Annotated in this window: 18 protein-coding genes; 3 read left to right on the plus strand and 15 right to left on the minus strand. The window is 60.9% G+C overall.

The genetic code is table 11. The features are described 5' to 3' along the window. Positions 1-73 precede the first annotated feature (73 nt). The 9 genes from J7U39_RS12545 to rpoZ form a co-directional block, all read right to left on the minus strand. On the minus strand, positions 74-826 hold the full coding sequence (locus J7U39_RS12545; protein ID WP_210628485.1) for a Crp/Fnr family transcriptional regulator: 753 nt from the start codon (positions 824-826) through the stop codon (positions 74-76). 145 nt (positions 827-971) lie between these two features. Continuing rightward, complete coding sequence (gene era, locus J7U39_RS12550; protein WP_210628486.1) at positions 972-1,913, minus strand: GTPase Era; 942 nt, start codon at positions 1,911-1,913, stop codon at positions 972-974. Positions 1,914-1,920: 7 nt separating this feature from the next. Further along, positions 1,921-2,640 (minus strand): ribonuclease III, encoded by a 720-nt coding sequence (gene rnc / locus J7U39_RS12555; protein ID WP_064706760.1) that lies wholly within the window; start codon positions 2,638-2,640, stop codon positions 1,921-1,923. After that, positions 2,637-3,380, minus strand: coding sequence for a signal peptidase I (lepB, locus tag J7U39_RS12560; protein ID WP_210628487.1), 744 nt, complete (start codon positions 3,378-3,380; stop codon positions 2,637-2,639). The genes rnc and lepB overlap by 4 nt, the downstream gene beginning before the upstream one ends. A 158-nt stretch (positions 3,381-3,538) precedes the next feature. Beyond that, positions 3,539-3,943 (minus strand): holo-ACP synthase, encoded by a 405-nt coding sequence (gene acpS, locus J7U39_RS12565; RefSeq protein ID WP_210628488.1) that lies wholly within the window; start codon positions 3,941-3,943, stop codon positions 3,539-3,541. A gap of 37 nt (positions 3,944-3,980) precedes the next feature. Further along, on the minus strand, positions 3,981-4,571 hold the full coding sequence (locus J7U39_RS12570; RefSeq protein ID WP_210628489.1) for a DUF2062 domain-containing protein: 591 nt from the start codon (positions 4,569-4,571) through the stop codon (positions 3,981-3,983). Positions 4,572-4,726: 155 nt separating this feature from the next. After that, positions 4,727-4,876 (minus strand): DUF3563 family protein, encoded by a 150-nt coding sequence (locus tag J7U39_RS12575; RefSeq protein ID WP_064706756.1) that lies wholly within the window; start codon positions 4,874-4,876, stop codon positions 4,727-4,729. 196 nt (positions 4,877-5,072) lie between these two features. Continuing rightward, positions 5,073-7,307, minus strand: a complete 2,235-nt coding sequence (locus J7U39_RS12580; RefSeq protein ID WP_064801517.1) for a bifunctional (p)ppGpp synthetase/guanosine-3',5'-bis(diphosphate) 3'-pyrophosphohydrolase — start codon at positions 7,305-7,307, stop codon at positions 5,073-5,075. Positions 7,308-7,449: 142 nt separating this feature from the next. Then, positions 7,450-7,854 carry a DNA-directed RNA polymerase subunit omega gene (gene rpoZ / locus J7U39_RS12585; RefSeq protein WP_011424719.1) on the minus strand — a complete coding sequence of 135 codons (405 nt, stop codon included), beginning with the start codon at positions 7,852-7,854 and terminating at the stop codon, positions 7,450-7,452. A gap of 298 nt (positions 7,855-8,152) precedes the next feature. Between rpoZ and J7U39_RS12590 the strand changes: the two genes are divergently transcribed. Then, positions 8,153-8,734, plus strand: coding sequence for an NYN domain-containing protein (locus tag J7U39_RS12590; RefSeq protein WP_003578261.1), 582 nt, complete (start codon positions 8,153-8,155; stop codon positions 8,732-8,734). Between the two features lie 38 nt (positions 8,735-8,772). Here the strand turns inward: J7U39_RS12590 and smpB are convergent, their stop codons facing one another. Both smpB and dapA read right to left on the minus strand, forming a co-directional pair. Further along, positions 8,773-9,252 carry an SsrA-binding protein SmpB gene (gene smpB, locus J7U39_RS12595; RefSeq protein ID WP_210628490.1) on the minus strand — a complete coding sequence of 160 codons (480 nt, stop codon included), beginning with the start codon at positions 9,250-9,252 and terminating at the stop codon, positions 8,773-8,775. 97 nt (positions 9,253-9,349) lie between these two features. Continuing rightward, a complete protein-coding gene (gene dapA / locus J7U39_RS12600) occupies positions 9,350-10,234 on the minus strand; it encodes a 4-hydroxy-tetrahydrodipicolinate synthase (RefSeq protein ID WP_085859039.1) in 885 nt (294 codons plus the stop codon). Between the two features lie 213 nt (positions 10,235-10,447). On the opposite strand from dapA, the gene J7U39_RS12605 reads away from it, so the two are divergent. Both J7U39_RS12605 and J7U39_RS12610 read left to right on the plus strand, forming a co-directional pair. Beyond that, a complete protein-coding gene (locus J7U39_RS12605) occupies positions 10,448-12,523 on the plus strand; it encodes a lytic transglycosylase domain-containing protein (RefSeq protein ID WP_210628491.1) in 2,076 nt (691 codons plus the stop codon). A gap of 126 nt (positions 12,524-12,649) precedes the next feature. Next, positions 12,650-13,546, plus strand: coding sequence for an alpha/beta hydrolase (locus J7U39_RS12610; RefSeq protein ID WP_210628492.1), 897 nt, complete (start codon positions 12,650-12,652; stop codon positions 13,544-13,546). Positions 13,547-13,656: 110 nt separating this feature from the next. Here the strand turns inward: J7U39_RS12610 and J7U39_RS12615 are convergent, their stop codons facing one another. The 4 genes from J7U39_RS12615 to J7U39_RS12630 all read right to left on the minus strand — a co-directional run bounded on the left by J7U39_RS12615 (position 13,657) and on the right by J7U39_RS12630 (position 18,914). Next, a complete protein-coding gene (locus tag J7U39_RS12615) occupies positions 13,657-15,120 on the minus strand; it encodes an HlyD family type I secretion periplasmic adaptor subunit (RefSeq protein WP_210628493.1) in 1,464 nt (487 codons plus the stop codon). Next, positions 15,117-17,261 carry a peptidase domain-containing ABC transporter gene (locus J7U39_RS12620; RefSeq protein ID WP_210628494.1) on the minus strand — a complete coding sequence of 715 codons (2,145 nt, stop codon included), beginning with the start codon at positions 17,259-17,261 and terminating at the stop codon, positions 15,117-15,119. Before J7U39_RS12620 ends, J7U39_RS12615 begins: the two co-directional genes overlap by 4 nt. A gap of 41 nt (positions 17,262-17,302) precedes the next feature. Further along, a complete protein-coding gene (locus tag J7U39_RS12625; protein ID WP_210628495.1) occupies positions 17,303-17,608 on the minus strand; it encodes a hypothetical protein in 306 nt (101 codons plus the stop codon). 73 nt (positions 17,609-17,681) lie between these two features. Next, on the minus strand, positions 17,682-18,914 hold the full coding sequence (locus J7U39_RS12630) for a GTP-binding protein (protein WP_210628496.1): 1,233 nt from the start codon (positions 18,912-18,914) through the stop codon (positions 17,682-17,684). Positions 18,915-18,929: the final 15 nt, after the last annotated feature.

Genomic DNA, 18,929 nt, shown 5'->3' on the forward strand with positions numbered 1-18,929 from the left:
TCGGAGGAAAGATGACGGCCGACCTTATTTTCCCAAATGCTAAACCGCATTTAAAAAAGACATAGCCCTTCGGCTAAATGAAGGGACGCTTGCCCTCTCCAAGCCCCTCCCAGCCGGCGATCGCCATCAATTCCTCACCGTTTTGAACTTCGCAGCCGCGTTCCTGCCAGCGGATCAGACCGCGTTCCCCAAGCTTTCTCAGGGTCTTGTTGGTGTGAACGATGGAAAGACCGAGAGTGTCGGCGATGTGCTGTTGTGTGATGGGGATGAATTTGCGGCCGTCGAAGAGATCGAGCTTCCTGCCGCGCTCATACAGGAAAGCGATGAGATAGGCCGCTCTTTCCAGTGCGGTGCGGCGGCCGATGCTCAGGAGATGCTCGTCCAGTATCCGCTCTTCGCGCGCGGCGATCCAGGTGATGTCGAAGGCGAGCGACGCATGTTTGTTGTAGAGCGTCATCAGCCGGTCACGCTCGAAGACGCAAAGCGAAACGGGTGACAGCGCTTCGATGGAATGCTGCATTTCGCCGGCGATCGTTCCCTGCAGACCGATCGGGTCACCGGGCATGATGTAATTCAGAATCTGGCGGCGACCGTCCTCCAGCATCTTGTAGCGGAAGCCCCAACCGGACAGCACGGTGAAAAGATGAGCGCTGTGGGCGCCCTCAACGAGGATGGTGGAACCGGCATCGACGGCAAGTTCGCCGCGCTTAAAACGCGAAACGAATTCGAGCTCGTCTTGGCTAAATTCCCTGAAATGCGGCAGGGGCCGCAAAGGACATAGCTCGCAAGGAGTCTTGAAGGAATGGATGCGTTTCGAGGTTGCCATGCCTGCCCTGCGGTCGCGCAACGACGGCGCGTCAGGCGCGCCGTCGATGGGGAAATGCTCAAAGCTCGGATTCGTTCCGCAACGAACCGAATTTTTTCCTAAGAAACAAGGCACTGGAGGCTAGCCGATAAAATCGTTGCCATCCTTATTTAGGAAATTCGAGGCCCATTTCGCGGAACCGCTCCGGGTCATCACCCCAGTTTTCGCGAACCTTGACGAAGAGGAAGAGATGGACCGGCTGCTCTAATATTTCCGACAATTCCTTGCGAGAGGCAGTCGAGATCGCCTTGATGGTTTCGCCACCTTTGCCGAGGGCGATCTTTTTCTGGCTGTCACGCTCGACATAGATTACCTGCTCGATCCGCACCGAGCCGTCCTTGCGCTCCTCCCACTTTTCCGTTTCGACATGCGAGGAATATGGAAGCTCCTGGTGCAGGCGCAGAAACAGCTTCTCGCGGGTAATCTCGGCGGCGAGTTGGCGCATGGGAAGATCGGAGATCTGGTCTTCCGGATAGTACCACGGCCCCTCCGGCAAGGTGGTGGCCAGATAATCCATGACGTCGTCGCAGCCGGAACCGGTTTCGGCCGAGATCATGAAGGTGCGCTCGAAAGCAATCTTCTCGTTGGCGCTCGCGGCCAGCGCCAGCAGATCCTCGCGGTTGACGCGGTCGATCTTGTTCAGCACCAGGATCTTCGGCTGCTGGACTTCCTTGAGGCCTTCAAGGATGGCTTCGGCATCACCGCGCAGGCCGCGCTCGCTGTCGATCAGCAGCATGATCAAGTCTGCATCCTTGGCGCCGCCCCAGGCGGATGTCACCATGGCGCGGTCGAGCCGGCGGCGCGGCTTGAAGATGCCGGGCGTATCCATGAAGACGATCTGGGCATTGTCGTGGATGGCAATGCCGCGCACGATAGCCCGCGTCGTCTGTACCTTATGGCTGACGATCGAGACCTTGGCGCCGACAAGACGATTGACCAACGTCGATTTGCCGGCATTGGTCGGCCCGATCAGCGCGACGAAGCCCGAATGCGTCGGACCATGGATTTGTGCAGCAGCGTCGGCCGCGATATCTTTTTCTTGAGTCATTGTCCCGTCAGTTTCCGGCAGGCGATTGCTGCCAAATGCCTTCACGCTCGAGCATCTTGGTCGCCGCAACCTGTTCGGCGGCACGCTTCGACCGCTCTACGCCGGTTTCCGGCTTTATGCCAGCAACTTCCACCGTCACCTTGAAGCGCGGATCATGGTCCGGTCCGCTACGTTCATCAACCCGATAGATCGGTGTGACGCCGAATTTCGCGTGTGACCATTCCTGCAGCTCGGTTTTGGCGTCGCGCTTGGCGCCGTCGGCCCTGACCGCCCTGCCTTGCCAATAGCGCAGGATGAACCGGCGGGCGACTTCGAGACCGCCATCGAGATAGATCGCGGCGATCAGGCTCTCGACGACATCGGCGCGCACATTCATCATGCGCTTGCCGGTCAATTTCTTCACATCGGCGCCGGTGCGGATATAGAGATGCAGATTGAGTTCGTCCGCGACCGCGGCACAGGTTTCAGCACTGACGAGCTGGTTGAGGCGAACCGAGAGCTCGCCTTCCCCCGCCGTGCCGAAGGTGCGGAACAGCAGCTCGGCGATGCAGAGCCCGAGCACCCTGTCGCCGAGAAACTCCAAACGTTCGTAATTGCCGCCCTTTTCAGTCCGGGCGCTGGCATGGGTCAGCGCGCGGTCCAGGCGTGCCTTTTCGGCGAAGTCATGGCCGATCAGGCTTTCGAGCTTTGCGCGGTCTGCCGCAGAAAGCGTCTGCGCCTTGCTCATTCAACGACCTTGAAAAGGCGGTCCCATCGCATGTTGGTCGGCCACTTCCAGATTTCGCGGAAAGACGTGTCGTTGCCAAGCGAGAAGAAGATGACGCTGGCGCGACCGACAAGATTTTCAGCCGGCACGAAGCCGACGTCGAAGCGGCTGTCGAGCGAGTTGTCGCGGTTGTCGCCCATCATGAAATAATGGCCTTCCGGCACGATGAATTCGCGGGTGTTATCGCCGCGCGACACCGGCGACTGGTCGAGCGTGTCGTAAGTCTTGCCGTTATCAAGCGTCTCGCGGAATACCGGCACGTCCTCGCCCGGATCGAGCTTGTAGTCCGAGGTGAAACTGCCATCCGCCACCTTCGGAACTGGCTTGCCATTGACGTAGAGAACGCCGTCAGTGACCTGAATATGGTCGCCGGGCAGACCGATGCAGCGCTTGATGTAATCGACATCGGGATTCGGCGGGAAGCGGAAGACGACGATATCGCCGCGCTTCGGATCGGAGCCCAAGATGCGGCCGCTAAACAGATCAGGCGAGAAGGGCAGCGAATACTTCGAATAGCCGTAAGCGAACTTATTGACGAAGATATAATCGCCGACGAGCAGCGTCGGCATCATTGAACCGGACGGAATAGTGAAGGGCTGGAACAGCACGGTTCGAATCACCATCGCCAAAATCAGCGCCTGAATGATGACCTTGATATTTTCCCAGAGGGCGTTCGGCTTGGTATCGACTTTTTCGGACACTCAGTCTTATTCCTTCAAGACGCCGTAAAGGCGCAATTCTTTCTGCCGTTCTCTCTAGCGGCTTCGGCCGGTTGCGGCAATGGCGACAACATTAAAAGCGACGAGAGGTCGCGATCAAACGCTCCCGGGGTCACGATCAAACGCTCCCGGGGTCACGATCAGAGGCTCTCGGGCAACGCCTCAATGATAACGAAGGCCTGCGCCAAGGGATAATCATCGGTTATTGTCAAATGAATGGCGGGCCGATGGCCCGCGGGCAGCATCGATTCCAGGAGCACGGCAGCGGTACCGGTCAACTGCATGGTCGGCTTGCCGCTCGGCAGGTTGACGACGCCCATGTCCTTCCAAAAGACGCCCTGGGCGATGCCGGTGCCGAGCGCCTTGGAACAGGCCTCCTTGGCGGCGAAACGCTTGGCATAGGATGCGGCGCGGTTTGCCCGGCGGTCGGAGCGGGCGCGCTCGATCTCGGTGAAGCAGCGGTGGGTGAAGCGCTCGCCGAAGCGCTCGATCGATTTCTCGACACGACGAATGTCGATCAGATCGCTGCCAATGCCGATGATCATGCCGGAACCTTCCGTCGCCCAAGAATTCTGTACCGGTTCATACGCTCGGTATGTCGCCGGCCGGACCCGCCAGGCGCAGGCGCGCCCGCTCCATCAGCCGCGTTCGGCGGCGGGCCTGAAACCCCTTGACGGTGTAGAACGTCAGCGCATAGAGCGCAACGGCGGTTACGATCCCCGGCGGAATAGCGCCGATCAGCATCGGTTCCAGCACTGGCCTCCACAATTCGGTGAAGTTCAGCTTGTGAAAGAGCGCGGCGAGATCCACCGCCTGACCGGCCAGATGATCCTCACGGCTGAGCAGCAGATGGCCGATCTCCCAGGTGACCCCCCAGATGAAGGGATAGGTCAGCGGATTGCCGAAGGCGGCGCAGCCGAGAGCCGCGGCCACCATATTGCCGGAGAGGAGATAGGTGATGACGAAAGCCATGACGAAATGCACGCCAATGAACGGCGTCCACGAGACAAAGACGCCCGCGGCCACGCCGGCCGCAACCGCATGCGGCGAAGCGCTCAGGCGCAGGATGCGCATTGTCAGGTAACGGATCGGGCGAAGGAAACCTTTTCGGGGCCATAGAAGCTCCCGCATCTTTTCCTTGAAACCCGCAGGCTTGCGACGGCGAAACAACATGTTCGCTATTTAGTGCAGTGCACCGGACCATGACAAGAGCGGCAAATGGCACCGCCCGAAACAGCCCCCTTTTCTTTCTTGCAAAGGAGCATCTTCATGCCGAGGGGCGCTCGTCGTACGTAACGTCCCTCACTCGACCAAGTATAAAGGCGGTATCAGCGATTGCGGAACAGACCGCGGTCGACCTGACGCTGACGAAACTCGAGATCGATACGATCCAGCGAGCCGTTCAGATAGGCCATTTCACGTTCCTGTGTGGTCGGAGCGCGAAAGGCGCGAGCGATTTTCCTGATAGGATCAAACATTACCTTGCCTCATCTTCTGTTTACGTTTTCGATGATCAGAAGATAGTCCTGCCAAAGGCTAATTACCACCGCTGCAACATGGACACAGCTATGCGCTCAACGCATTCCTTGCCCTATTGCTGCGCCATGACGATTATAAACCGATCATAAAATGTGCATTTTCGTCGATCAGGTCCCTGGCAGGCTTAACAAAAGCCTACTCATAGAGCCGCCGGACCGTGGCGATGCAATCCAGGTCCTTCATCTGGGCGAGCAACTGGTTGAGCTGGCGCAGATCCCACACCTCGACTTCCAGCATCATCTCGGTGAAGTCGGCTGCCACGCGCACCGTATTCAGCATGCGAATATTGACGTCGAGCCCGGCCACGGTCTGGGCGACCTTGGCAAGCGTGCCGGGCTCATTCAAAGCATTCACCATGATACGCGCCATGAAACGCGACTTGTTGGCCTCGTCAAGATCCCAGCGCACATCGATCCAGCGATCGGGCTGATCGTCGAAACGCTGCAGGCTCGGCGACTGGATCGGATAGATGGTGATGCCCTTGCTCTGATCCATGATGCCGACGATGCGGTCGCCGGGCACGGCGCCGGTCGAGGCGAACTTGACGTCGACATTGCCGGACAGACCGCGGATCGGGCCGACGTCGACATCGGCATCGAGTTCCGAATGGCCGCCTTCGGCGCCGGCCTTGGCTTTGCCGGGAATCTTGAAGATCATGCCTGCGGCGCTGCGGACATTGAACCAGCCGTCGTCGCCGGAAGGCTTGACGGTGACGCGCTCGTCCTGATGGTCGGGATAGACGGCGCGCAGCACGTCGAGTGAGGACATCTCGCCGCGGCCGACGGCGGCGATCGCATCCTCGACATCCTTCTGACCCAGACGGTGCAGTGCCGGTTTCATCGCCTCGCGCGAGAAAATCTTGCCGGCCCGGTTGAAGGTGCGCTCGAGAATGCGGTGACCGAGGCCCGCATATTGTTTGCGGATCGCCATGCGGGTGGCGCGGCGGATGGCGGCCCGCGCCTTGCCGGTGACGACGATCTCCTCCCAGGCGGCGGGCGGGACCTGCACGCCGGAGCGGATGATCTCCACCTCGTCGCCATTCGCAAGCCGCGTCACCAGCGGCATGATGCGGCCGTTTATCTTGGCGCCCACCGTGGTATCGCCGATATTGGTGTGCACCGCATAGGCGAAATCGATCGGGGTGGCGCCACGCGGCAGGGCAATCAGCTTGCCCTTCGGCGTGAAGCAGAAGACCTGATCCTGGAAGAGTTCGAGCTTGGTGTGCTCGAGGAATTCCTCCGGGCTGTCACCTTCGGCGAGCGCCTCGATCGTATGGCGCAGCCAGGAATAGGCATTGGATTCGCGCGAAAGAATGTCGCCATCGGCATTGGTGGCGCCGTCCTTGTAGAGCGTGTGGGCGGCAATGCCGAATTCCGCGATTTCATGCATGCGCTTGGTGCGGATCTGCAGCTCGATGCGCTGGCTGGACGGACCGACGATGGTGGTGTGGAGCGAACGGTAATCGTTCTGCTTCGGTGTCGAGATATAATCCTTGAACCGGCCGGGCACGACGCGCCAGCGCGTATGGACGATGCCGAGCGCCCGGTAACAGGACGGGATGTCCTCGACGATCAGACGGAAGCCGTAGACATCGGAAAGCTGCTCGAACGACAGCGACTTCGATTGCATCTTGCGAAAGACCGAATAGGGCTTCTTCTGCCGGCCCTTGACATAAGCGCTCGTCAGGCCGCTTGCGACCAGGAGGTCGCGCAATTCGGCCTCGATCTTCTTGACGATGCCTTCGTTGCGCTTGGAGAGCTCTTCCAGCCTTTTCGTGACGGTCTCGTAGGCCTCCGGATTCATGTGCCGGAAGGAAAGCTCCTCCAGTTCCTCGCGCATGTCCTGCATGCCCATGCGGCCGGCGAGCGGCGCATAGATTTCCATCGTCTCCTCAGAAATGCGGGCACGCTTGTCGGCCGACATGTGATCGAGGGTGCGCATATTGTGCAGGCGATCGGCAAGCTTGACGAGCAGCACCCGCACGTCATCCGATATGGCGAGCAGCAGCTTGCGCAGGTTTTCCGCCTGCTTGGCCTTCTTGGTGACGAGATCGAGCTTCTTGATCTTCGTCAGCCCCTCGACCAGTCGGCCGATATCCTCGCCGAAAAGCTCGTCGATTTCGGCGCGCGTCGCCGTCGTATCCTCGATCGTGTCATGCAGAAGGGCAACCGCGATCGTCGATTCATCGAGATGCATGTCGGTCAGGATCGCGGCGACCTCAAGCGGATGCGATATGTAGGGATCGCCGCTCGCGCGCTTTTGCTGGCCATGTTTCTGCATGGCGTAAACATAGGCCTTGTTCAGCAGTGCTTCATTGGCATCGGGCTTGTATTGCTGAACCCGCTCCACGAGTTCGTACTGCCGCATCATTCCAAAGCCACTCCGACAAAAACAAAAGCGCGCCAATCAACGATTGGCGCACACATGGGCAATAATATGCCTAAGCAATAAAGGCGCAAGATTGACGATTGGTAATCGTCGCTCTTTTCCGGATCAGATCCGGTCGAGACGCTTAATAATCGTCGCTCTTTTCCGGCGGCACGAGGCCCTCGATACCGGCAAGCAGCTCTTCTTCCGACATCTGGTCGAAAGTGATCGTCTCCGGCAGGTCATCCTGCTCCTCGCTGTCGGCGGCAGCAGCGCCGCCGGCGGCGATCATGCTGGCCGGATCGGGCTCGGGCTCGTCGACTTCGACATGCTTCTGCAGCGAATGGATCAGATCTTCCTTGAGGTCATCGGGCGAAAGCGTCTCGTCGGCGATTTCGCGCAGCGCCACGACAGGATTCTTGTCGTTGTCGCGATCGATGGTGATCGAGGCACCCTGGGAAATCAGCCGGGCGCGGTGGCTGGCGAGCAGAACCAGCTCGAAGCGGTTCTCTACCTTGTCAATGCAATCTTCAACTGTGACACGGGCCATTGCCTGTCCTTTACGGTCGTCATTTCGGGATTAGCACGCCCGATACAATTAAAACCGGGCAAATACAAGTTTTTCGTTCCGGCTCCCCTCGTCTTTATCCGGTGCCGAGCTAAATTTCCATGGAGAATGTGACAATTCCACCAAAGGTTGCTTGGAATATGCGGAACCGTGCCCTAAATCTCTCTTATATGAACAGATGGTAAAGTAAGCATCAGATCAAAAATCACAATAAGCCATTGTATTTATTGAAATTTGATGCCCTGCGAATTTCGATTTCTCTCATTGGAATTGGTAAACGATGTTTGACCCACGCGAAAAAATTGCACTCTTCATTGACGGCGCCAACCTCTACGCTGCATCCAAGAGCCTAGGTTTCGACATAGATTACCGCAAGCTCTTGAAGGCATTCCAGAAACGCGGCTACCTCCTGCGCGCCTACTATTATACGGCTTTGATCGAGGACCAGGAATATTCATCGATCCGTCCTCTGATCGACTGGCTCGACTACAACGGCTACAAAGTCGTCACCAAGCCTGCCAAGGAATTCACCGACTCCATGGGCCGGCGGAAGATCAAGGGCAACATGGACATCGAACTTGCGATCGACGCCATGGAACAGTCCGAAACCGTCGACCATCTCGTCATCTTCTCCGGCGATGGCGATTTCACGAACCTCGTCGAGGCGCTGCAGCGCAGAGGCCGCAAGGTCTCGGTGATCTCGACCATGGCGACGCAGCCGCCGATGATCGCCGACGACCTGCGGCGGCAGGCCGATCATTTCATCGATCTTTTGTCGCTGAAGGCTGAGATCGGTCGCGATCCCGCGGAGCGGGCGCCGCGCCCGGCCGAAGTCGCCCCGGCCAGCGATTTCGAGGACTGATCGAAAACGCCGCGAGCCGATCGGCTGCGGCGTGATGGTCAGCCGTTTTCCTTCAATAAGCGGCTCTTCTGCCGGTTCCAATCGCGCTCCTTCTCGGATTCGCGCTTATCGTGCAATTTCTTGCCCTTGGCGAGTGCCAGCTCCATCTTCGCCCGACCCCGATCGTTGAAATAAATCTTGAGCGGGACCAGCGTCATGCCTTCGCGGTTGACGGCGGAACGCAGACGATGGATTTCACGGCCCGACAGAAGCAGCTTGCGGCGCCGGCGCGGTTCGTGATTGAAGCGGTTCGCCTGCAGATATTCCGGCAGGTAGGAGTTGATCAGCCAGATCTCGCCATCCTCGTCCGACGCATAGGATTCTGCGATATTGGCTTTGCCTTCGCGCAGCGACTTCACCTCCGTGCCCTTCAGCACGAGACCTGCCTCATAAGTATCGATGATCTCGTAGTTGAAGCGGGCCTTGCGGTTTTCGGCCACGACCTTGTTCACCACGCGCTGGCTGCCTTTTGGGGCCATGACGATATTTCCTTCGAGGTTGCGCGAAAAGTCGCGCCCTCATTGCTTGCCCTTTATGTAAGGGAACGATCCGGCCTTGTGAAGACGACCGGTCCCCTCAGTTCAGCAAGCCTGCATGACGCATGGCGGCGTCGATCGCTGCTTCGGTTGCCGGCTCCAGCGTTGAAAGCAGCGGCGAGCGGACATTGCGGCTCATCCGGCCGAGCTTGGAGAGGCCGTATTTGGCGCCGCAGAGACCGGGCTCAAGGAAGATCGCCTTGTGCAGCGGCATCAGCCGGTCCTGATATTCCAGCGCGCGGGCGTATTCGCCGGCCAGCGTCGCGGCCTGAAAATCCGCGCAGAGGCGCGGGGCGACATTGGCCGTCACCGAGATGCAGCCGACGCCGCCATGAGCGTTGAAACCCAGCGCCGTCGCGTCCTCGCCGGACAATTGCCGGAAGTCCTTGCCGCAGGTGATGCGCTGCTCGGAGACACGCTCGATCTTGCCCGTTGCGTCCTTGACGCCGACGATATTGCTGTGCGCCTTGGCGAGAGCACCCATCGTCTCCGGCGTCATGTCGATCACCGAACGGCCGGGGATATTGTAGATATAGATCGGCAGGGCGACGGCCTCGGCAATCGCGGAAAAATGGGCAATCAGACCCTTCTGTGTCGGCTTGTTGTAATAGGGCGTGACGACGAGCACGGCGTCGGCGCCGACCTTTTCGGCATGCTGGGCGAGTTCGACGGCCTCACGCGTATTGTTCGAACCGGCGCCGGCCATGACCGGAACGCGTTTTGCCGCCACTTCGATGCAGAGTTCCACGACCCGCTTGTGCTCGGCATGCGACAGCGTCGGCGATTCGCCAGTCGTGCCGACCGGAACGAGACCGCTGCTGCCTTCCTTGATCTGCCAGTCGACATGGGCGGCGAAGCTCGCTTCGTCGATCAGTCCGGCATCGGTGAAGGGGGTGACGAGGGCGGGAATGGACCCGTTGAACATGCAAAGCTCCTCACGACCAAATCCTTGCTTCGGCCGCATTCCATGAATATTTTGCGCACCATAGAGCGCCGAAATCATCGCGACAAGCGCGGAGAGTTCGGTTTAGGGCAAATTCCGATAGCAGATGTGAATGAATTTTACCTGGTACGGTAAGGTTTCGTTAAGATGCCTCCAGCCAAATGGGCAGGGCGTGTTTTCGTTGCGAGATCCCGGATGAAGAAAGCTGTGCTGATTCTGACCGCCTTCGGCTTTGCTGCCGCCGCGTGGGGCAGCCTCGCGTCGCCGCTTCCCGGCGAAAGCATTCCGACGCCTGAGGTCAAGCCGATCGGCTTCGTTCCCGAGACATCGATTCCGGAAGCGCTGACAACCGGCGCCATCCCCCGCAATCCAGCCGTCGCGCCGGTCGCCAATGACTTGAAAACCGGCCTCGATGCGCTTTCCGCCAGGAATCCGCAACTGGCCCTCTCGATCCGCGACAGCCTGCGCGAGGGCACGCTCGACCGCCATATCCTCACCTGGGCGATCGCCGTCTCCGGCTTGAAGGGCGTTCCCTCCTATGAAATTGCCCGTGCCGCGCAGGAGCTCAAGGGATGGCCAGGCCTTTCAAGGCTGCGCGCCTATTCCGAACGAGCGCTCTACGACGAAAACCCCGCCCCGTCAGCGGTGCTCGCCGCCTTCGGCGATACCGCGCCGGAAACGATGCAGGGCGCCGTCATTCTCGGGCGGGCGCTGACTGCGTCAGGCAAGCAGGCGCAGGCGGCAAAATATATCCGCAAGGTCTGGCGCACCGAGGCTCTCGACAAGGCGAGTGAAGACAAGATCCTCCTCGAGTTTTCCGCCCTGCTGACGCCAGCCGATCACAAGGCGCGGATGGACTATCTGATGTATCGTGGCAGGGTGGCGCAGGCCAAGCGCTTCGGCGACATGGGCGAGGCGCAGTCCCTCTACAAGGCCTGGGCCGCCGTCGACGCCAAAGCCGCCAATGCCGGCGCGCTGCTCAATAGCGTCGAGCCGAAATGGCGTGGCGATGCCGGCCTGCTATTCGCGCGCATCGAATATCTGCGCAAGCAGGACAAATATACCGAAGCGGCGGCGCTTCTGGAGAAGATGCCGCGTGAACCGGGCGAACTCGTCAATTCCGGAGAATGGTGGAACGAGCAGCGGATCGTCAGCCGCGGCCTCGTCGATCAGGGACAATTCAAGCCTGCCTACCGCATCGTCGCAAGCTCCGCGGCAACCAGCCCGACTGATATCGTCGAGGCCGAGTTCCATGCCGGATGGTATGCGCTGCGCGGGCTGCAGGACCCGACAACGGCAGAAAAGCATTTCCGCAAGATTCTGGTGACTTCGAACGGTCCCATCTCGGTGTCGCGCGCCTGGTATTGGCTCGGGCGGGCCGCCGAGGCCGGCGGTCCCGGCAACTCCGGCGAATTCTATGGCAAGGCCGCGAATTTTCCCGGCACCTTCTATGGGCAGCTCGCGGCCGAAAGGCTTGGACGCAAGACGCTCAACGTCAGCTATCCCATCCCGAGCGCAGCAGACCGCCAGAGTTTCCAGGCGCGCGAGGCCGTGCAGGCAATCGCCCGGCTTGAGGCAGCCGGACATGGATGGCGGGCCGACATCCTCTATCTCGCGCTCGCCGATCAGCTGCAAAGTCCCGGTGAACTGGCGATCCTTGCGGCGCAGGCCGAGCAATCAGGCAATCATCATCTGTCGCTGCAGGTCGGCAAGATCGCCTATGGCCGCGGCATCGATGTCGCCGCGCTCGCCTTTCCCGTCGGCGTGATCCCGCCGAATGCCAATATCTCCGGCTCCGGCAAGGCCCTCGCCTATGCGATTGCCCGGCAGGAGAGCGCCTTCAATCCGGCCGCCGTTTCGGCGGCGAATGCACGCGGCCTGCTGCAGCTTCTGCCCGGCACGGCCCAGGCGGTGGCCAAGCGCCACAACATCACCTTTTCGAAGGACAAGCTGACTGCCGATGCCGGTTATAATGCGACGCTCGGCGCGCATTATCTCGGCGAGCAGATCGAAGCCTTCGGCGGCTCCTACATCCTCACCTTCATCGCCTATAATGCCGGACCGAAGCGGGTGCCGGAATGGATCGGACGCTACGGCGATCCACGCGGCAGGCCGATCGACGAGATCGTCGACTGGATCGAGCGCATCCCCTTTCCCGAGACGCGTAACTACGTGCAGCGGGTGATGGAGAATTATGAAGTCTACAAGGCCCGCCTTGGCCAATCGACGGATATCGAGCGCGACCTGATCGGCGGACGCAGCGCCTCCTGAACCGTTTGGCGCGGCTTGAAAAGCAGGCTGGTCTTTTGTTTTCCGCATGTCTTTATCGCAAAACCGCTGCACACTTTTGCGAGACATGCTCTACACCTTCTGGATCAGACAGGTCTCGAGGATGCGATGCCGAACGTGGATGCAGGCGGTTTCCAGGAACGATTTTACTCTTCCTCCGATGGACTGAGGCTTTATGCCCGCGACTACCGACCCGAGGAGGCGGCAGCCGCCGAACGGCTGCCGGTGATCTGCCTGCCCGGCCTGAGCCGAAATGCCCGGGACTTTCATCCGCTTGCGCTGCTTCTCAGCCGCGACAGAACCGGCCCGCGCAGGGTGATCGCGCTCGATTCGCGCGGCCGCGGAAATTCTGCATGGGATGAGAACAAGGCCAATTACAATCTCGCCGTCGAGACCGGCGACATCATTGCCGCCTGCGCGGCATTCGGCATCGAACGGGCGGTTTTCATCGGCACGTCGCGTGGCGGCCTGATCCTGCATTTGATCGCGGCGACACGCCCGGATCTTCTCGAAGCCGTCATCCTCAACGACATCGGGCCTGTGATCGAAGCTGAAGGGCTGGCGCTGATCCGAGATTACCTCAACGGCGGCAGGAGACCGGCGGACTGGACCGAGGCGGCCGAACTATTGAGGGAAAATCATGGTGCCTCGTTTACCGCGCTTGGAGAGCAAGACTGGCGCGAGATGGCGCTTGCCCTTTATCGCGACGTTGGCGGAAGGCCAGTCGCCGACTTCGATCCTGCGATCGCAGAGGCATTGAGAGCCATCGATTTCAGCCAGCCGCTGCCCGATCTCCGGGCACAGTTCGAAAGCCTGAGCCGCCTTCCGCTGATGTTGATCCGTGGCGAAAATTCACCGCTGCTTTCGCAGGAAACCGCGAGCGAAATGGCCCTACTGCATCCCGGATTGATCCTTCATAGCGCCGAAGGGCAAGGACATGCGCCCCTCCTTCATCTTGGCAATATCCCTGCAGCAATTCGCGCTTTTCTCGCAACCTGCCGGTAGGTCGATTAATCGGAACGGAAATTCGGCTCCCGTTGATACCCGAGCGTTTCGGGCGGCTGCCTGAAATCCTGGCGCACGCCGTCCCCCGGCGTGTGTAGGAGGCGGCTTTCTCAGTTCGGTTCCCGGATGGCATCATCCAGGCCGCGCAGCAGCGGGTAGAGGAAATAGGAGATCACCGTCCTGTTGCCGACCTTGATCTCTGTGGAGACGGTCATGCCCGGCAGCAGTGTGACCGGCACGTCCGAGGCGTTCAGTCTCGTGTCGGCAAGCAGGATGCGAGCCTTGAAGAAGGGCGCGGCCGGCTGGCTCGAGGTGGCGGTCTGTTCCTGCTGCTGGCCGGTCATAAACGTGTCCTGGCTGATGGTGCGAACTTCGCCCGACGCGGTGCCGTATTTCTGAAAGGGATAGGCGTCCAGCTTGATGCGAGCCTCCTTACCCACGGCGATGCGGCCGATGTCGCGGGTGTTGATCGAGACTTCCGCTTCGAGCGGCACGTTGATCGGCACCAGCGTGACGATCGGTTCGGCTTCGCGCACGACCGAGCCGATAGAGCGCTGGGCGAGATCGAGCACGACGGCGTCGGCAGGTGCTGTCAGCGACACCATGTTGCGGCGCAGCTCCATCTTCTTCAGTTCCTCGTCGGCCATGTCACGCTGGCCGCGCAGCTCCACCAGCTGTTCCATCGCGGCGCGGCGGAAATCCTCGATGAAGGCCTGGCGGTCGGCTTTCAGCTTGGCAAAGGCATGCGCCGCCTCGTCGGCTTTGCCGCGCACGGCGGTCAGATCGGACTCGACGTCGAGGCGGGCGTCGCGCGAGCCGAGCATGGTGATCAGCGAGCCGCTCTGCTTGTCGTAGAGCCGCGTGCGGGCGCCTTCGATCTGCGAGAGCGTGTCGCGCCTGTCGATGAGCACGGCCTCCTGGTTCTTGGCCGCGGCAAGCGCTGCCGACTGGCCGGCGATCTGCTGCTCGAAATTCTGCAGCTGCGCCGTATAGAAGGCCCGCCGCTGGCCGAAGAGCTGCACCTGCAGCATCTCGTCGGGCGTCGTTCCCGCGATCATCGTGTAGTCGTCTCCGGCAAGTTCCGCCTCGATGCGCTTCACCTGGGCGTCGAGTGCCGAGAACTTCGCCTGCTGCTGGTCGACATCGGCCTGGCTGAAGGTGGCGTCGAGAGTTGCGAGCGTCTGGCCGGCATGCACCACCTCGCCGGCCTTCACATCGATCGTGCGGATGATCGAGGTTTCGAGCGGCTGGACGACGATGGTCGGCTGGGTGGTGACGAGCTTGCCGGGCGCAATCACCACCTCATCGATATCAGAGACGGAGGCCCAGATGATGATCGCAGCAATCAGCGCCGTCACACAATAGAGCGTCATGCGCGCAACGCGCGGCGGAGCACGTTCCTCGAGCTCGACGGCGTCGGACTGGAATTCGGCAATTGCTGGCGGCAGCGGCGGGCGAGCGACGAGCTGCCCGCCCCTGCCTGGCGGCCCCTTGTCTGAAGGGCCATGGTCTGAGGCACCCTTGTCTGATGGAATTGGCAGGTTCTCGCTGGATTTTCTGACACGCGCGTTCATGCGACCTGCCTCATTTGCTGTGCCCACAGGTGGCGATAGGTCATGCAGCGCGACACCAGCTGATCGTGCCGGCCGATATCGGCGACCTTGCCGCGATCGATGACGAGAATGGCATCGGCATCCACAAGCGTCGAAAGCCGGTGCGAGACGATGACGACGGTGCGCCCGGCAGCGATACGCCTCAGATTCTCGCGGATGATCGCCTCGCTGTCGGGGTCGAGCGCGCTCGTCGCCTCATCGAAGATCAGGAGCTTCGGATCGGTGATCAGCGCGCGCGCAATGGCGAGCCGCTGCTTCTGGCCGCCGGAGAGGTTGGCGGCATTTTCCTCCAGCATTGTGTCGAAGCCGCGCGGCAGCCGCTCGATGAACTCTTCCGCGCCGGCGATGCGTGCGACCTCCATGATTTCCTCGATACTGGCATCCGGCTTGGCGGCGGCGATATTGTCGCGCACCGTGCCGCGAAACAGGAAATTATCCTGCAGCACGACGCCGATGCTGGTTCTGAGATGCACGAGGTCGATTTCGCGGCTGTCATAGCCATCCATGCGCACCAGCCCTTCCTGGCTCTGGTAGAGGCCCTGAATCAGCCGGGTGATGGTCGTCTTGCCCGACCCGCTCTTGCCGACGACGCCGAAGACCGAGCCCGCCGGAATGGCGAAGGACACATTGTCGAGCGCAGGCGCCGCATCGGGAGCATAGCGGAAGGTGACCCTGTCGAATTCGATGCGGCCATGCAGATGCGGTCGCGCGCCTCGGCCGCGGCCGGCCTGCTCCGGCCGCTGGTTCATGATCTCGCCGAGCATGCGCACCGAAAGCGCTACTTCCTGATATTCGTGGACCATGGTGACGATCTGCACCAGCGGCCCCGAGACGCGGCCGGCGAGCATGTTGAAGGCAACAAGCGCGCCGATCGTCATCGCGCCGCTGAAGACATCGAGCGCGCCGAGGCCGATAATCGCCACGCTCATCAGCTTTTCCAGAAGCCCGGTCATCGACTGGGCGATGGTGGAGATTTTTTCGACCCGGAAACGCACTGAGATCGACTGCGCCGAATAATCGTCCCACACCTTGCGCTGGCGCGGCTCCAGTGCCAGCGACTTGACGGTGCGCATGCCGTGCACGGTTTCCACCAAGAGGGCCTGCCGGTCGCCTTCGGCCTGGTAAAGCGCCTGCAGGCGGCGCTGGAACGGCCCGACGAGCATCATCACCACCAGCCCGACGAGGGCTGCGAAGCCGAGCACCACGAGCGTCAGCTTGACGCTGTAGAGAAGCAGGATCGGCACGAAGACGAAGAGCGATACGCCGTCGAGAAGCGTCAGGAACAACCGGCCGGTCAGGAATTCGCGGATGCGTCCCGTCTGCTGCATATGCTTGACGAGAACGCCCGCCGAGGCCTGCTCGAAGAGCGCGATCGGCAGGTTGAGCAGATGGCCGAAGGTGCGCGTCGCCACCCGGATGTCGATCCTGTTGGTGGCATAGAGCAGCAGATAACGGCGCAGGAAACTGAAGGTCGCATCGAAAACGAGCGCGACCGCGATACCGACGGTCAGGACCGTCAGCGTCGCATAGCTCTGATGCACGAGCACCTTGTCGATAACGAGCTGGAAGAACATTGGTGTCGTCAGCCCCAGCCCGTAGAGCACGAAGGCTGCAAGCGCCACATCGCGGAAGAAGCTGCGCTGCCGGATGATTTCGGGGACGAACCAGCGGAAGCCGAAGGGCCGGTCCTCATCCGACATGCGATAGTTGCGCTTCAGCAGCACCACCGATCCGAGCCAGGCCTTGGCGAATTGCTCCTCGCTCAGCAGCATGACTTCGGGACGGGTGGCGAGCGGGTCGAGAACGCGGATCCGCTCATCCTCGCCCTCCCCGAGAGCGCCGGCGATGACCACCCAGTTGCCGTTCGAAAGTTCGGCAAGCACCGGGAAAGCCTCGCCGAGCTGGAACATGCCTCGCCAGTCGAGCGTCAGATGCCTGGCCCTCAGGCCGGCATCCTTGGCCATCCGGAGCATTTGCCGCACGGCCACCGGATCGTTGCCGACGGCATAATCGTGTTGCAGTCGCTCAGGCGAAAGATCGACGCCGTGATGACGCGCGACGAGCGCAAGACAATGCAGATTGGTATGCAGAAAACCACTCATGGCCCACCCGAAACACTACGAGACCGAGGCTTTGCCTGTTGTCAGTTGAAATTCGGCGACGCGTTTGAAGCACCCTGCGCCGGCTGGATATCGGTGGCGGCGGCAGCCGACATCTCCCCGATGCGACGAACCGCACCCGCCTCGACCAGACCGCCAAGCGCCTTCTGCATGAGGTCGACCGCATTGGCGAAGGCATCGACAGGCATGATGATGCGCTGGCGGAAAACCGGCTTCGGATTGTTGTTGGCGTCACGATCGGTGGCCGAGAGCGACATCAGGTCGATGCGCACGATCGTTCCCGTGACGGTGATTTCGCCGATACCGTCTGCATAAAGTTCGCTGCTCATTGTTCTCTCCTCTGGTTGATAATCAAAACCTGTTCACCTTTGAGTCGACGCATCGGATTATCCGAAAACCGCTTCACATTTTTCGGTTCGATGCGTGCGTGTCGTGCCGCCATGGCGGAAACGGATCGCGAAGACCGACGGCGGTCTGGGGATCGAAACCCCTCTCCTCCCCAGTCAGGCATTCGTCGAGAGCAATGCGGATGGCGCTCTCATCGAAGCCGGAGCCGATGAAGACCAGTTCCTGGCGGCGGTCGCCCCAGACATCGTCCCAATGCCGGTCGAGCAACTGGCGGAATTGCGGATGGCGCGGCCAGTGCGCGCGCGGCACCGAGGCCCACCAGAAACCCCTGGTACCGATGCGGCATTGGGTGCCGGCGATCGACAGCAGGCCGATCTCGTCCGGTCGGGTCGCCAGCCAGAAATGACCTTTTGCCCTGATGATGCCGGGCAATGGCTGCTCCAGCATGCGGCCCAGCCGTGCCGGATCGAAAGGCCGGCGGCTGCGATAGACGAAGCTTGTTATGCCGTATTCCTCGGTCTCCGGCACATGATCGCCCCAGCCGTAAAGCTCCTTGTGCCAGAGCGGATGGCGCGCGGCCCTGACCTCGCTGAAGAGCCCGGTATCCATGATTGCGCCAAGCGGCACCTGGCCAAAGACCGCCTCGATGACACGGGCATCCGGATTGAGCGCCGCGACGACCCGGCGAACTTCCGCGAGCATTGCGGGCGGCACGTCGCCTGCCTTGTTGATGATGACGACGTCGGCAAATTCGATCTGTTCGACGAGGAGTTCGACGAGCTTGCGCTCGTCGTCTCCATCACGGCTCTGGCCGCGATCGCTCAGAAACTCCGCACTGGCATAATCGGCGAGAAGATTGACCGCGTCGATGACGGAAACCATCGTGTCGAGCCGTGCGACATCGCAGAGTGCTGCTCCACTCTCGTCACGGAAGGAGAAGGTCGCTGCTATCGGCAGGGGCTCAGCGATACCCGTACCCTCGATCAGCAGATAGTCGAAACGGCCGGCGGCGGCGAGGCGGCGGACCTCGCTCAGGAGATCGTCGCGCAATGTGCAACAGATGCAGCCGTTGGTGAGCTCGACCAGGGTTTCGTCCGTCCTAGAGAGGTTGGCGCCGCCGTCACGGACGAGATCGGCATCGATATTCACCTCGCTCATGTCGTTGACGATCACGGCGATCCGGCGTCCCTCGCGATTGTTCAGGACATGATTGAGGACAGTCGTCTTGCCGGCGCCGAGAAACCCCGCCAGGACCATCACCGGAAGTCGATTGTCTGCACCCGTCATCGATACCCCCGCTCG

Origin of the sequence: Rhizobium sp. NLR16a (assembly GCF_017948245.1) — a bacterium.
Lineage (GTDB): Bacteria > Pseudomonadota > Alphaproteobacteria > Rhizobiales > Rhizobiaceae > Rhizobium.

What these genes read in the sequence shown, in the direction of transcription:
- J7U39_RS12545 (WP_210628485.1), bottom strand. Translation starts at nt 826, where the DNA reads ATGGCAACCTCGAAACGCATCCATTCCTTCAAGACTCCTTGCGAGCTA.
- era (WP_210628486.1), bottom strand. Translation starts at nt 1,913, where the DNA reads ATGACTCAAGAAAAAGATATCGCGGCCGACGCTGCTGCACAAATCCAT.
- rnc (WP_064706760.1), bottom strand. Translation starts at nt 2,640, where the DNA reads ATGAGCAAGGCGCAGACGCTTTCTGCGGCAGACCGCGCAAAGCTCGAA.
- acpS (WP_210628488.1), bottom strand. Translation starts at nt 3,943, where the DNA reads ATGATCATCGGCATTGGCAGCGATCTGATCGACATTCGTCGTGTCGAG.
- J7U39_RS12570 (WP_210628489.1), bottom strand. Translation starts at nt 4,571, where the DNA reads ATGTTGTTTCGCCGTCGCAAGCCTGCGGGTTTCAAGGAAAAGATGCGG.
- J7U39_RS12575 (WP_064706756.1), bottom strand. Translation starts at nt 4,876, where the DNA reads ATGTTTGATCCTATCAGGAAAATCGCTCGCGCCTTTCGCGCTCCGACC.
- J7U39_RS12580 (WP_064801517.1), bottom strand. Translation starts at nt 7,307, where the DNA reads ATGATGCGGCAGTACGAACTCGTGGAGCGGGTTCAGCAATACAAGCCC.
- rpoZ (WP_011424719.1), bottom strand. Translation starts at nt 7,854, where the DNA reads ATGGCCCGTGTCACAGTTGAAGATTGCATTGACAAGGTAGAGAACCGC.
- J7U39_RS12590 (WP_003578261.1), top strand. Translation starts at nt 8,153, where the DNA reads ATGTTTGACCCACGCGAAAAAATTGCACTCTTCATTGACGGCGCCAAC.
- smpB (WP_210628490.1), bottom strand. Translation starts at nt 9,252, where the DNA reads ATGGCCCCAAAAGGCAGCCAGCGCGTGGTGAACAAGGTCGTGGCCGAA.
- dapA (WP_085859039.1), bottom strand. Translation starts at nt 10,234, where the DNA reads ATGTTCAACGGGTCCATTCCCGCCCTCGTCACCCCCTTCACCGATGCC.
- J7U39_RS12605 (WP_210628491.1), top strand. Translation starts at nt 10,448, where the DNA reads ATGAAGAAAGCTGTGCTGATTCTGACCGCCTTCGGCTTTGCTGCCGCC.
- J7U39_RS12610 (WP_210628492.1), top strand. Translation starts at nt 12,650, where the DNA reads ATGCCGAACGTGGATGCAGGCGGTTTCCAGGAACGATTTTACTCTTCC.
- J7U39_RS12615 (WP_210628493.1), bottom strand. Translation starts at nt 15,120, where the DNA reads ATGAACGCGCGTGTCAGAAAATCCAGCGAGAACCTGCCAATTCCATCA.
- J7U39_RS12620 (WP_210628494.1), bottom strand. Translation starts at nt 17,261, where the DNA reads ATGAGTGGTTTTCTGCATACCAATCTGCATTGTCTTGCGCTCGTCGCG.
- J7U39_RS12625 (WP_210628495.1), bottom strand. Translation starts at nt 17,608, where the DNA reads ATGAGCAGCGAACTTTATGCAGACGGTATCGGCGAAATCACCGTCACG.
- J7U39_RS12630 (WP_210628496.1), bottom strand. Translation starts at nt 18,914, where the DNA reads ATGACGGGTGCAGACAATCGACTTCCGGTGATGGTCCTGGCGGGGTTT.